Source organism: Aeromonas sp. AE23HZ002T15, assembly GCF_054165525.2.
Window position 1 is genome coordinate 3,443,073 of record NZ_CM201342.1, and the last position, 12,375, is coordinate 3,455,447.

10 protein-coding genes are annotated in these 12,375 nt (G+C 62.6%); 2 read left to right on the forward strand and 8 right to left on the reverse strand.

Annotation, left to right across the window (positions count from 1 at the left end; all coding sequences use genetic code 11):
- Nucleotides 1-84: 84 nt before the first annotated feature.
- Nucleotides 85-3,009, reverse strand: coding sequence for an HD domain-containing phosphohydrolase (locus ACT5M9_RS16140; RefSeq protein WP_457980439.1), 2,925 nt, complete (start codon nt 3,007-3,009; stop codon nt 85-87).
- A gap of 130 nt (nt 3,010-3,139) precedes the next feature.
- Nucleotides 3,140-3,580 carry a DUF1842 domain-containing protein gene (locus ACT5M9_RS16145; protein ID WP_438550425.1) on the reverse strand — a complete coding sequence of 147 codons (441 nt, stop codon included), beginning with the start codon at nt 3,578-3,580 and terminating at the stop codon, nt 3,140-3,142.
- 308 nt (nt 3,581-3,888) lie between these two features.
- Between ACT5M9_RS16145 and ACT5M9_RS16150 the strand changes: the two genes are divergently transcribed.
- Together ACT5M9_RS16150 and ACT5M9_RS16155 are read left to right on the forward strand one after the other, a co-directional pair.
- A complete protein-coding gene (locus ACT5M9_RS16150; protein WP_457980437.1) occupies nt 3,889-4,878 on the forward strand; it encodes a luciferase-like monooxygenase in 990 nt (329 codons plus the stop codon).
- Between the two features lie 128 nt (nt 4,879-5,006).
- The gene (locus ACT5M9_RS16155) at nt 5,007-5,492 is read left to right on the forward strand and encodes a 2TM domain-containing protein (protein ID WP_457980436.1); all 486 of its coding nucleotides are present in this window, start codon (nt 5,007-5,009) and stop codon (nt 5,490-5,492) included.
- Nucleotides 5,493-5,563: 71 nt separating this feature from the next.
- Here the strand turns inward: ACT5M9_RS16155 and ACT5M9_RS16160 are convergent, their stop codons facing one another.
- The 6 genes from ACT5M9_RS16160 to lptD are packed head-to-tail and all read right to left on the reverse strand — an operon-like array spanning nt 5,564 to nt 12,359.
- Entirely contained in the window at nt 5,564-6,385 is an 822-nt protein-coding gene (locus tag ACT5M9_RS16160) for a symmetrical bis(5'-nucleosyl)-tetraphosphatase (RefSeq protein ID WP_438550422.1), read from the reverse strand.
- Between the two features lie 6 nt (nt 6,386-6,391).
- Nucleotides 6,392-6,754 carry a Co2+/Mg2+ efflux facilitator ApaG/CorD gene (apaG, locus tag ACT5M9_RS16165; protein ID WP_457980434.1) on the reverse strand — a complete coding sequence of 121 codons (363 nt, stop codon included), beginning with the start codon at nt 6,752-6,754 and terminating at the stop codon, nt 6,392-6,394.
- 4 nt (nt 6,755-6,758) lie between these two features.
- On the reverse strand, nt 6,759-7,571 hold the full coding sequence (gene rsmA, locus ACT5M9_RS16170) for a 16S rRNA (adenine(1518)-N(6)/adenine(1519)-N(6))-dimethyltransferase RsmA (protein ID WP_438550420.1): 813 nt from the start codon (nt 7,569-7,571) through the stop codon (nt 6,759-6,761).
- Between the two features lies 1 nt (nt 7,572).
- The gene (gene pdxA / locus ACT5M9_RS16175; RefSeq protein WP_457980432.1) at nt 7,573-8,586 is read right to left on the reverse strand and encodes a 4-hydroxythreonine-4-phosphate dehydrogenase PdxA; all 1,014 of its coding nucleotides are present in this window, start codon (nt 8,584-8,586) and stop codon (nt 7,573-7,575) included.
- Nucleotides 8,587-8,600: 14 nt separating this feature from the next.
- Nucleotides 8,601-9,893, reverse strand: coding sequence for a peptidylprolyl isomerase SurA (gene surA / locus ACT5M9_RS16180; protein ID WP_457980430.1), 1,293 nt, complete (start codon nt 9,891-9,893; stop codon nt 8,601-8,603).
- Nucleotides 9,894-9,923: 30 nt separating this feature from the next.
- Nucleotides 9,924-12,359, reverse strand: a complete 2,436-nt coding sequence (gene lptD, locus ACT5M9_RS16185; RefSeq protein ID WP_457980428.1) for an LPS assembly protein LptD — start codon at nt 12,357-12,359, stop codon at nt 9,924-9,926.
- Nucleotides 12,360-12,375 lie beyond the last annotated feature (16 nt).

Below are 12,375 nucleotides of genomic sequence, written 5' to 3' on the forward strand. Positions count from 1 at the left end.
CGTTTTTTTATGGGCGTCATGCGAGCGAGGCTCTGCTGTGGCGGTTCTACCTTTATCGCAAGGTTAGTCCTCCACCCGTTTTCCTTATGATGATGCGCTCGACAGGTTTGCTGAGCGGCCACTACCCGCCAGCAGAGTCTGGCACTGCGCCTCGTCCAGCTGAGCGGGGGAGAGGAAGCGCTTCGCATAGTCGCGCCAGACGCCGCTCTCGATGAAGAGGTCGAACAGGGCCGGATCTATGTGTTGCTCCTCCACCATGCGCAGCATGATGGTGAGCGCCTCGGAGACCGTCTTGCCGGACTTGTAGGGGCGATCGCTTGCGGTCAGCGCCTCGAAGATATCGGCGATGGCCATGATGCGGGCGGGGATGCTCATCTGTGAACCCTGCAACTGGCGCGGGTAGCCAGTGCCGTCCATCCGCTCGTGATGCCCTCCCGCGATCTCCGGAACCTTGCGAAGATGCCGGGGGAAGGGGAGGCGCTCCAGCATGCGGATGGTCTGGACTATGTGGTCGTTGATCTTGTAGCGCTCCTCCTCGGTGAGGGTGCCGCGGGTGATGGCGAGGTTGTAACGTTCCCCCCGGTTGTAGAGCTGGGAGGGCACCCTGACCTTGAAGCCCCAGGGATTGTGATCGGTCAGATTCTCTTGCCTGGGCCTGGGAATCAGGTGCACCTGCTTGTCTGCCAGCAAGGGCTCGAGGCAGGGTAGGGCCGGGTCTTCGCCATCGGGGTGGCGCCTGAGCTCCTCCCGGCTGACCCCCAGCCTGTCATCCAGGGTGCGCAGCCAGGTTCGACCGGCGATGGCGTTCAGCCGCGCCAGCTTCTCCGGTGCCATCCACTCGCCCCCCAGGTTGCATTCGGCGACGAAGGCGAACTCTTCATCCAGGGTGGACCAGAGCGGGGCCACCGCGCTCTGGCTCGCCAGCCGCTCCTGGGGCGGTAGACGGGAGGCCAGCTCCTCGATGTAGGCGTCGCGCTTGAGCACCTCGAAGCGGGTGCGAACCTCGTGAATGCGGTCGTAGAGGGTCTCCAGCTTGGTGGCCTTGTCGACCACGAACTCCGGGGTGGTGACCTTGCCACAGTCGTGCAGCCAGCTCGCGATATGGATTGCTTCCCACTCCTCCTCGCTCAGGTGGAAGGCGGCGAAGGGTCCCTGCTGCTGGGCGCAGGCCGCCTCGGTCAGCATGCGGGTCAGCTCGGGCACGCGCTGGCAATGGCCACCCGTGTAGGGGCTCTTGGCGTCGATGGCGCCGGCGATGAGCTCGATGAAGGCCTCCAGCAGCTGCTTTTGCTCTTCCAGCAGGCGCTGGTTCTCGATGGCGGAGGCGGACATGCCCGCCAGCGCCTCGATCAGGCTGATGCGCGAGGCCAGCTCGGAGTCGGAGCATTGGGGCAGGATCAGCAGCAGGCAGCCGATCAGCTCCTGGCGGTGGTTGTAGAGGGGTTCGGCCAGCAGTTGATGGGGGCCGGGGAAGGGGCCCCAGTCCGCCAGGTATTGCTGCCAGCGCCCCTCATCCAGGGGTTGGCTGAGCCGCTCCGTATGATAGAGCCCGCCGAGCAGCTCCTCTTGCCAGTGGACCCGCTCGCAGGGGAGAGGTTGTTGTTGCCAGATGGCCTGCACCGCCGTCATCTGTTTCTCCTGGGCGAGATAGAGGCAGCCCCCTTCGGCCTGCGCCGCCGCCACCGTCTCGTGCAGGATGCGGTTGAGTAGGGAGTCGAAGCGGCGCTCGGCCGAGAGCGCCCGTCCCATGTTCATGAAGTTGCCCAGGGTCAGCCGCATCCCCGACATGGTGCGGGCCAGATCGTCTATCTCCCGGATGGGGGAGTCGGGCTCCTTGCGCTCGCTGAAGTCGAAGTGCTGGATCCGCTCCGCCTCCCGGGTCAGCGCCAGCAGGGGGGCCGCGGTGCGTCTGGCTACCAGCCAGATGATGGGCAGCAGTAGCAGCAATCCGGCCAGGGCCCAGATGAGATTCTGCAGCGCTTCTTGGCGGGCCTGCGCCGCCAGCGCCTCCGTGGGGACCAGCAGGGCGATGTAGAAGGGGGAGCCCTCCCCGAGGGGGGAGAGGTTGACCAGCCAGTCGCGTCTCTCCGCCGTGGTCAGGGTGAGGGTCTGCTCGCCCTGTTCGTGCAGCAGGGTGGGGTGGGTGACTATCTGCTGCTGCAATTGGGTCAGCACGGGGTGATTGAGGGCCGACAGCATGGGCAGGCGGCTCAGCTGATCGAAGCTCGGCAGTTGCTTGGGATCCGTCGCCAGCAAGGTCCCCATCTCATCGAACAGCACCAGCTGGCAGTGGCTGGGCAGGGAGAGCCCCCCGATCAGGGCGGAGAGCCCCTCGACCCCGGTATCCAGCCCGATCACCGCCTGGCGATCATCGCTCTCCACCGCCAGCGTCATGCCGGGTTCCCTGGTGGTGAAGAAGAGATAGGGGTGGGTCACTATGATGCCGGTCTGCCAGCGGGCCTCCTTGTACCAGTCGCGGCTGCGGGGGTCGAAGCTGTAGTCCGGCATCAGCCGTCGCTCGAGCAGATGGAGCCGCTTGTCGAAGTAGAGGAACTCCCCCTGGCCCTGGCTCAGGCTCTGTACCAGCAGATAGCTGGCGGGTGGGGCTTGCTCCAGCCGCTCCCTGGCGCGCTGGGTCAGCTTGCGCACCAGAAAAAAATCGCCGTTCGCGTAGCCCGCATAGATGGCGCCATAGCTGGTGCTGTTGGCCAGCACCTCCGCCAGCTGGGGCAGATAGGTGAGGCGCGCCTCCAGATCCGTCATGGCCGCCAGTTGACCGCTGCGCAGCAGGCTCAGGGACATGCGGGCCGGGCGTTCGTTCAGCTTGAGGGCCAGCGCCAGTTGTTCGCGATATTGCAGGAAGCTCTGGCGCTCGTGCTCCAGCCCCTGCTGCATGGCCTGCCGATATTGCAGCAGGATGAGGGCGCCCCCCAGCACGGTGAACAGCAGAATAAACAGGGTGGCGATATGCACGTAGAAGGGTCGGCAGTTGAGCTTTGATTTTGTCATGGACGCATCCTTGTCCCACGTTCACTTATCGCCTTGGGCGACAATTCAGTGTGTTCGAAGGATGACAAAAAACACAGCAACGGGCAGAAGAATCTTAGAGGGAAAAAGCGGCCCCGTGGGGCCGCCGGGATCAGGCCAGCACGGCGGCGGGCACCAGGGTGACGGGGGCGTCTTTCACCTCGTGCCACTTCTGCTGGTTATCTTGATACTTGTAGTTGGCTGTGCCGGACTTCCAGTCTTCGCTCAGTACCATGCGCAGCTCGAAGTTGGGCAGGATCACGGGGCCTATGCCCGCATGTTGCGGCCACTTGATGATGGGGTAGCCCTGAGCCGTCACCAGGACGTGGCACTGCTTGGGCATGACGCACATATAGGTGTATTGGCCTTTCACGTCGGAGGCTTGATCCAGCGGCGGATTGGTGGCCTGGGTCAGGTGAGCGACACCGCTCAGGGTCTCGCCCGGGGTATAGACGCTGAGGTTGAGGCGCAGCAGGGGGGCGCCCGGTATGGCTTTGCCGATGTCGAAGGTGGCGAGGAAGAGGCCGGTCTTGGTATCAGTAGTCGCATTCATGCCTGTATTCTCCGGTTGGTATCGTTGAGGGTCCTGCCCACGACAGATGACGAGCCAGCAGAGGGTAGTGCCGTGCGAAGCTTGTTGTTAGTGTGGAAAGTGTCACTTGACGACCGTCAGAGACTGACGTAGCGCAGTTTTGAGTGATGAAAAAGCAAATTATAACAATGGGTTGTACTTCTTCGCATAAATGACGATGGGCCTCGCATGAAATCTTGTCTGGGTTCGGAGCGGCTCGGCATGTGTCATCGAGATATCTCATGCTACATTGCCCGCAGCTTGTTGAACCTGACGCAATGGAGTGTCCCATGTCCGCCATCCCTTATTCCGTCCTCGATCTGGTACCCGTCCCCGAAGGCGCCGTGCCGGCCGAATCATTCCGCCATTCACTGGACCTGGCTCGTCATGCCGAGGGGTGGGGCTACCACCGCTACTGGCTGGCGGAGCACCACAACATGCCGGGCATCGCCAGCGCCGCCACCTCGGTGCTGATCGGCCATCTGGCTGGTGGCACGACGACTCTGCGGCTGGGAGCCGGGGGCATCATGCTGCCGAACCATTCCCCCCTGGTGATCGCGGAACAATTTGGCACCCTGGCCTCCCTCTATCCGGATCGCATCGACCTGGGATTGGGGCGGGCGCCCGGCACCGATCAGCGCACCATGCAGGCCCTGCGCCGCCAGAAGAGCGGCGAGGTGGATGACTTCCCCGCCGATGTGCGCGAGCTGATGCACTACTTCGGCGACGAAGTGGGGGCTGTGCAGGCCGTCCCCGGCCAGGGGTTGCACGTGCCCATCTGGCTGCTGGGATCCAGCCTCTACAGCGCCCAGCTGGCGGCGGCCATGGGGCTGCCGTTCGGGTTTGCCTCCCACTTCGCCCCCGGGTTGTTGTTGCAGGCGCTGGAGCTCTATCGCACCCAGTACCGGCCATCGGCCCGCTGGCCCAAGCCCCACGCCGTGGTGTGCATCAACCTGATCGCCGCCGACAGCGACAGGGAGGCCCGCTTCCTGTTCACCACCTTGCAGCAGCAGTTCCTGCGCCTCTATCGCGGCGATGCGGGCAAGCTGCCCCTGCCGGTGCAGGATCTGGGGGAAGAGTGGTCACCCCGTGAATTGATGGCGATGGAGCAGACCCTGGCCCGCTCCCTGGTGGGCGACAGAGACAAGGTGCGCCACGGCCTGCAGGCGCTGCTGGCCGAGACTCGGGCCGACGAGCTGATGTTCAACGGCCCCATTGTCTCCCATGAGGCCAGGCTGCGCTCGTTCGAGATCGCCGCCGAGCTGATGCAGAGTCTCTGAAGTGTGGACGGTAAGAGTTATAACTCATTGATTTAACATGATAGTCAGGTTGCTGTCAGGGCTTTGTCGTGTCGCCGCACCGTCCCCGGCCCTATGCTGACCCTGTCCAAAATCACGAGGAGCCGATGATGATAGTCAGGAAATTGAGATTGCAGCGGGGTTGGTCCCAGGAGCAGTTGGCCACCCTCTCCGGTCTGAGTGTGCGCACCATACAGCGGATCGAGCAGGGGCAGCAGCCCGGACTGGAATCCCTCAAGGCCCTGGCCTCCGTCTTTGAGCTCGACGTGACTCAACTACAGGAGAGCGAGATGAAAGGGCATGAGTTCAACGGTCAGGGGGCGGTGCATGTCGCCCGGGACGAGCGGGAGGCGATGAAGTTCGTGGAGGGGCTCAAGGGCTTCTACGGCCACCTCATCAGCTATGTGCTGGTGATAGGGGGGCTGTTCGTCATCAACTATCTGAGCAACCCGGACTACATCTGGGCCTGGTGGCCCATGTTGGGCTGGGGGTTGGGGCTGATGTCCCACGCCATCAACCTGTTCCAGCCGTTCAAGCTGTTCGGTCCAGAGTGGGAACGGCGTCAGGTGGAGAAACGGTTGGGGCGCAAACTCTAGTCCTTGAAGCCTTGGCAAGAAAACGGGCCCGGCAGTGATGCCGGGCCCGTTTCATTAGGGGAGCGTCCGCCTCACTTGGCGTAGGCGGGGCAGGGGGTCGCAATCAGGGCGTCGTCTTCATAACGCCACAGGGTGAGGCTGTTGCCCCAGACGCAGCCGGTATCCAGCCCCTTGATGTCCTCCTTGCCGGTGACCCCCATCAGGGCCGCCCAGTGGCCGAACACCAGTATGGGATCGTCCACGTGGTGCTCACGCTGTTCGAACCAGGGGCGCAGGCCTGGGGTGGATTCTGTCGGGCCCTTCTTGCACTTGAAGTCGAGCCGACCGTCGAAGTAGCAAAAACGCATGCGGGTGAAGCTGTTGATGATGTAGCGGTAGCGCTCTATGCCCATCAGGCTGTCATCCCAGCTGTCCGGCTGATCCCCGTACATGTTGTGCAGCAGCCACTGGTATTGATCCCCGCGCAGCAGGCTCTCCACCTCGCGGGCACAGTTGCGGGCGGTGCGGGCATCCCAGGCGGGGGAGAGGCCGGCATGGATCATCATGATGGGCAGATCGGGATGTTCCGCCAGCAGGGGGCGCTGGCGCAGCCACTCCAGCAGTTCGTCCCGATCCGGTGCCTCCATCAGGGCCTGCAGCCTGTCCTTCTTCTTGAGGGGCGCGACCCCGTTGGCCACCGCCAGCAGGTGCAGATCGTGGTTGCCGAGCACGGTGACGGCGCGGCTTCCCAGCGACTTGACGAAGCGCAGGGTGTTGAGGGAATCCGGACCACGGGCGACCAGATCGCCGCACAGCCAGAGGGTGTCCTTATCGGAGTCGAATTCGGCAAGATCCAGCAGACGGCGCAGATCGTCGTAGCAGCCCTGAATGTCGCCGACAAAGCAATTCGCCATGAAACCTCAGTTAATGATATTGGGTACGGCCAGGGTGAAGGGAGGGATGGGAGCCTCGAACTGTTGCCCGGACTCATCCTGCAGCAGGTAGCTGCCCTCCATCACGCCAAAGGGAGTGGCGAGGGGAACGCCACTCTGATAGCTGAAGGTCTCGCCGGGGGCGATGAAGGGTTGTTCACCGACCACCCCGGGGCCTTCCACTTCCTGCATCTTGCCATCGGCATCCGTGATGAGCCAGCGTCGATGCAGCAGCTGCACTGTGCCCGGCCCCAGATTCTCTATCTCGATGAGGTAGAGAAAATGGTAAGGATCCTGGGTGCCCGCCACATAGCTGGGGTGCGGGCGGACCTCTATCCGGGGCTGTGCCATGGGATCAGGCCTGCTGTTGATCGGCCAGCCAGTTGGCGATCATGACGAACTGCTCGAGGGAGAGGTTCTCCGGGCGCAGGTTGCCATCGATCCCAAGCTCGGTCAGCTGGGCGTCGGTGATGAAGTTGGAGAAGCTGTTGCGAATGGTCTTGCGGCGCTGGCCGAAGCCCTCGGTGCAGACCCGGTTCAGGCAGCGAATGTCCTTGGCCACGTGGACAGGGTTCTTGTGGGGGATGAGGCGCACCACGGCGGAATCCACCTTGGGGGCGGGCTTGAAGGCTCCCGGACCCACTTCCAGCACCGGGACGACCTGGCAGTAGTACTGGGTCATCACGCTCAGGCGGCCATAGGCCTTGCTGCCGGGGCCGGCGGCCAGACGCAGCACCACTTCCTTTTGCAGCATGAAGTGCATGTCCTCCACCCGATCGGCGAACTCGCAGAGGTGGAAGATGAGGGGGGTGGAGATGTTGTAGGGCAGGTTGCCGAAGATGCGCAGCGGCCCCTTGCCTTCCCCCATCAGGGTGCCGAAGTCGAAGCGCATGGCATCGGCTTCGATGACGGTCAGCTTGTCTTTCAGCGTCGGGTGTTCACGCAGGCGGGCGGCCAGATCCCGGTCCAGCTCGACCACCGTCATCTTGTCCATCTGGGCGGCGACCGGCTCGGTCAGCGCGGCCAGACCCGGGCCGATTTCCACCAGGTTCTGACCCGGCTGCGGGTTGATGGCGGCCACTATCTGATCGATCACATAGCTGTCATGCAAGAAGTTCTGACCGAAACGCTTACGGGCCGTGTGGCCCATGTGCACCTTACTGCTCATATTATTTTTTCTCTACCATCTGAATGGCGTGGTTAATCGCGGTGACCAGGCTGCCGGGATCGGCCAGGCCCTTGCCTGCCAGATCCAGCGCGGTGCCGTGATCCACCGAAGTGCGGATGAATGGGAGTCCCAGGGTGATATTGACCGAGTTGCCGAAGCCCTTGTACTTGAGCACGGGCAGCCCCTGGTCGTGGTACATGGCGAGTACCGCATCCGCATCCTTGAGGTATTTGTCCTGGAACAGGGTGTCGGCGGGCAAGGGGCCGACCAGATCGATCCCTTCCTGGCGCAAGGCGGCCAGGGCTGGCTCGATCACCTCTATCTCCTCCCGGCCGAGGTGCCCCCCTTCCCCGGCATGGGGATTGAGGCCACAGACGTAAATCCGGGGCTGAGTTATGCCGAATTTCTGCTTGAGATCCGCATCCAGGATGCGGATCACCTTGCCGAGGCGATCCTCGGTAATGGCCTTGGCCACGTAGGCCAGCGGAATGTGGGTGGTGGCGAGCGCCACCCTGAGCCCCTCGGTCGCCAGCAGCATGACAACGTCGGCGGTGCCCGACTGCTGGGCGAAGAACTCGGTATGACCGCTGAACGAGACCCCGGCCTGATTGATGATCCCCTTGTGCACCGGCCCGGTCACCACGGCGGCAAACTCGCCGCTCAGGTTGCCGTCACAGGCTCGCTGCAAGGTATTCAGCACGTAGGCGCCATTGCCCTCATCGAGCTCGCCGGGTACCGCAGGGGCACCCAGGGGCAGGGGACAGACGGTCAGCGTCCCCGCTCGCTGGGGGCGGGCAGGGGCGCTGGCGTCATAGGGTTCCAGCTCGATGGACAGCCCCAGCAGGGCGGCCCGTTCGCGCAGCAGGGCGGGATCGGCGATCACCACCAACTGGTGAGGCCAATCCTGCCGGGCTATCTGCAGTACCAGATCCGGGCCTATGCCCGCCGGTTCACCCGGCGTGATGGCGAGACGACGGCAGTGCGTCTGGACGCGATCTGGATGTTGGCTGTTCATCTGCGCATCGCCCATTAATTGGGTTCGATCTGGATGTAGGCTTCGTCGCGCAGCTCATCCAGCCAGGCCTGGGACTCTTCGGTGAAGCGGCGGTTGAAGATGAGCTGATAGGCGCGCTGCTCTTGGGCCTTGCTGGTGGCATCCTGGCTGCGGCGATCTTCCAGCTGCACTATGTGCCAGCCGTGGCTGGTACGGAAGGGTTCGCTGATCTGGCCAGGTTGCAGGCGATTGACCATGTCGCGGAATTCCGGCACATAGACGTTGGGATCGGACCAGCCCAGTTCACCCCCCTGTACCGCGGAGCCCGGATCCTCGGAGTACTTCTCCGCCATGCTGGCGAAGCTGGCCTTACCGCTCTTGATGTCGTGCAGGATGCCGTCCAGGGTCCCCTTGGCCTTCTCTTCACTCAGGATGATGGAGGGCTTGATCAGGATGTGGCGAGCCTTCACCTCGGTCTGCATCACCTGCTGCTGACCCTTGGTGTCGAAGATCTTGATGATGTGCAGGCCGGCGCCGGAGCGCAGCGGGCCGACGATGTCACCCTTGCCGGCCCCCTGGACCGCTTCGGCCATCAGGGTGGGCATCTCTTGCGGGCTCATCCAGCCCCAGTCTCCCCCTTCCAGAGCCTTGGGACCGTTGCTTTCGGCGATGGCGAGCTTGCGGAAGTCCGCCCCTTCCTTCAGGGAGGCCAGGATGCGTTCGATCTTGGCCTTGGCGGTGTTGAGCTGCTCGGCATTGGGATTGTCAGGCAAGGCGACCTGGATGTGGCCGATATGATATTCGGTCTGCTGCTGGCCTTGCTTGCTCAGGGCCTCGACCACCTGCTTGACCTCCTGCTCGGAGATGTTGATGCGGCGGCGAACCTGATTGCGGCGCACCTCGTTCATCAGGATCTCGCGGCGCACCTCTTCCCGGTACTGGGCATAGGTCAGCCCCTCGCGCTCCAGTTGGGCACGCAGCTGCTCCAGGGTCATCTTGTTGTCGGCGGCTATGCTCTGGATGGCCTGCTCCAGCTGGGTGTCGCTGATCTTGAGCCCCTGGCGATCCGCCAGTTGCAGCTGCAGGCTCTCCTGGATCAGGCGATCCAGCGCCTGCTTGCGCAGGGTGGCGTCATCGGGCAGGGACTGGCCGCTCTCCTGGGCGGAGGCCTTCACCTTCTGCACCAGGGCTTCCTGCTGGCTGGCCAGTACCACGTCCTTGTTGACCACGGCAAGCACCTTGTCCATCAGCTCGGGGGCGGCGATGGCTCCCTGGCTCATGACTCCAAACAGGCCTGCGGTCAGCAGGGAAATCAACGTCTTCTTCATATCCATCTCTCAAGGCGTTTGCCAGACCGGTTATTGGTCTCGCAGGTTAAACGGACGAATGTAAGGCAGTGCTTCGGTATCCAGGGAGGTACCCTTCGGACCCGTCCCCACGCTACCCAATCCTTTCATCTCAAATTGAATACCCAGACTGCGCTCGGATGTCGGCCTCATATCCACGTTGTCCGGGGTGTTGACCCACTCCAGGTTGAAGTTGATGCTCCAGCAGCAGGAGTCATATTTCAGACCCACCTTGCGGTCTGACTTCACGTTCTGGTTGAGCTCCTGATAGTAGCCACCATAGAGGTGCCACTGATCATTGAGCGGTGTGGTCAGCAACAGGCCGATCTGGTTGAGATCGGTCACCTGACCCTTGTTGTCGAGGTCATAGTTGGCGTCCCGCACGAAGCGGTGGTTCAGCTGGCTGATCAGCTTCTCGTGGCGGTACTCCAGCGCGCTGTTGGCGGAGCTGATTTGGCTCTTGTCAAAATCATACTGTGCACCCGCGTGGGCAAACCACTGCTCGTTGATCTTGGCGTCCCCCTCGAACGACAGCGGGGAGCGGTTGTTGGTGCTTGCCACATCGCTGGAGTAGAGCTTGACCCTGGGGGCCACGAAGTCGAAGGCTTGGGCAACGGCCAGCCGGATTCGTTCATCCCCGGCGGGATCATAAATACGGCTAGTGAGACCGACGGAGAGGCGGTTGGAGTCGCTGATGCGATCCAGGCCGGCGAAGCGGCGATCGCTGAACAGGCTGTAGTAGTCCTGACGCATGGTGGTGGAGTCGTAGACCCCGATGTTGTCCTGATCCTTGTAGGGGACATAGAGATACTGGAACTCGGGCTCCAGAGTCTGGTTGGCCCCCTCTTTCCCGAACCACTGCTGCTCCCGCTCGAAGGTCATGCCCCCCTTGAGGCGGAACGAGGGCAGCACCCGGGTGATGATCCCCTCTTCCAGGGTGACTCCTCCACCGTCTTGAGGCGTGAACCTGCTGGTGAAGGTGCTGCTCATGTTGTCCGGCACCGTCTGATCGTAACGGGTGTACATCAGCTTGTACTGGCTGTCGAGGAAGTAGCCCGCCTCATCGATGAGGGGAACGGTCAGGGTGGGAGCCGTGTAGAAGCGGGTGCCGGTATAGGCCTCACCCTGGTTCTGCTCGATGGCCTGATCGTTGTTGTAGCCGAAGTTGGTGAGCTCGGTATTCCAGGCCAGATCGTACCAGCTGCCCTGGTGGTAGTAGTTGTGGTTGATGCGGGGCATCAGCTCGTGGGGTTGCTGGGCGCTGGCCAGCAGGATCTGGTAGGTCCGCACCTCGGCGTTGAGGTTCCAGTTCTGCTGGAAGTAACCCGCCATCAGGGACTGTTGCAGCTGGTTGTCGACCTGGGTCCCCACCTTGGGGGAGAAGTCGTTGAAGTAGTTGTAGTCCCGGTCTCGCACCTTGGTGTAGTCCACCGACACCCGCAGGGCGTTGTCCATGAACATGGAGGTGTGACGGGCGTTGAGCAGATAGCGATGACCGTCCGAGAGGTGATCGTTCAGGCTGTCGGTCTCGTCGTACTGCTTGTCGTTGGCCAGGTTCTCGAAATAGAGGCTGCCCACGTGGGCCGGATCCGGCATGTAGCGGAACTCGACCTGTTCCATCAGGCCCCGTCTGTCCATGAAGCGGGAGGTGATGGTGGCGTCGTAGTTCGGGGCTATGTTCCAGTAGAACGGCTGGGTGATGTCCATGCCGTTCTTGGAGCTCTGGGTGTAACCCGGGTAGAGCAGGCCCGTCTTGCGCTCATCCTTGATGGGGAAGTTGATATAGGGGAAATAGAAGACCGGATAGTCATAGAGCCAGAGGCTGGCGTTCCAGGCCTCCCCGAATACCTCGCCCTGATCGATGTCGATGCTGCCCGCCTTCAGGGTCCAGGCTTCCTGACCCGGGGGGCAGGTGGTGTACTGGGCCCCTTCCAGCACTATGTTCTGGTTGTCGTTGGTCATGGTCACCTTCTCGGCGAAGCCGCGCACCGGTGAGCCGTGAACCTGATACTTGCCCTCTTCCAGCTCGGAATCCTTGGTATCCAGGTTGGACTTCAGGGTCTTGTCGCTGGTGACCGTGATCTGGCCATCGTTGTAGTAGATGTTGCCGATGGCGATGACATCCCGGCTCTTCTGATCGAGCTGGGCATAGTCGGAGTCGAATTTGCGCACCCCCTGACGGACCTTGACGTCCCCTTCATAGACGGCGGTGCCCCCCTGCTTGGCTTCCAGGCGATCGGCATCCACCTCGACGGGCTGGGCGTTGGCCTCCTCATTGGAGCTCGGCTTTTCTACCTTGGGCACATAGTCATAGCAGAGGCTGTCGAGGATCCCGGTCGCCGGCGGCGCGTTGATTGGCGCAGCCTGTACCGTGATCGGGCTCAGGGCTGGAACAAGGCTGATAGTCAGGGCGATGGGACCAGAAGTGCCCAGTGTCCATTTTGTCATGTGAAAGGCTCGCGCA

Coding starts and splice junctions, on each gene's coding strand:
- ACT5M9_RS16140 (WP_457980439.1), bottom strand. CDS start 3,009: ATGACAAAATCAAAGCTCAACTGCCGACCCTTCTACGTGCATATCGCC.
- apaG (WP_457980434.1), bottom strand. CDS start 6,754: ATGGCACAGCCCCGGATAGAGGTCCGCCCGCACCCCAGCTATGTGGCG.
- ACT5M9_RS16160 (WP_438550422.1), bottom strand. CDS start 6,385: ATGGCGAATTGCTTTGTCGGCGACATTCAGGGCTGCTACGACGATCTG.
- surA (WP_457980430.1), bottom strand. CDS start 9,893: ATGAAGAAGACGTTGATTTCCCTGCTGACCGCAGGCCTGTTTGGAGTC.
- ACT5M9_RS16150 (WP_457980437.1), top strand. CDS start 3,889: ATGTCCGCCATCCCTTATTCCGTCCTCGATCTGGTACCCGTCCCCGAA.
- ACT5M9_RS16145 (WP_438550425.1), bottom strand. CDS start 3,580: ATGAATGCGACTACTGATACCAAGACCGGCCTCTTCCTCGCCACCTTC.
- ACT5M9_RS16155 (WP_457980436.1), top strand. CDS start 5,007: ATGATAGTCAGGAAATTGAGATTGCAGCGGGGTTGGTCCCAGGAGCAG.
- pdxA (WP_457980432.1), bottom strand. CDS start 8,586: ATGAACAGCCAACATCCAGATCGCGTCCAGACGCACTGCCGTCGTCTC.
- lptD (WP_457980428.1), bottom strand. CDS start 12,359: ATGACAAAATGGACACTGGGCACTTCTGGTCCCATCGCCCTGACTATC.
- rsmA (WP_438550420.1), bottom strand. CDS start 7,571: ATGAGCAGTAAGGTGCACATGGGCCACACGGCCCGTAAGCGTTTCGGT.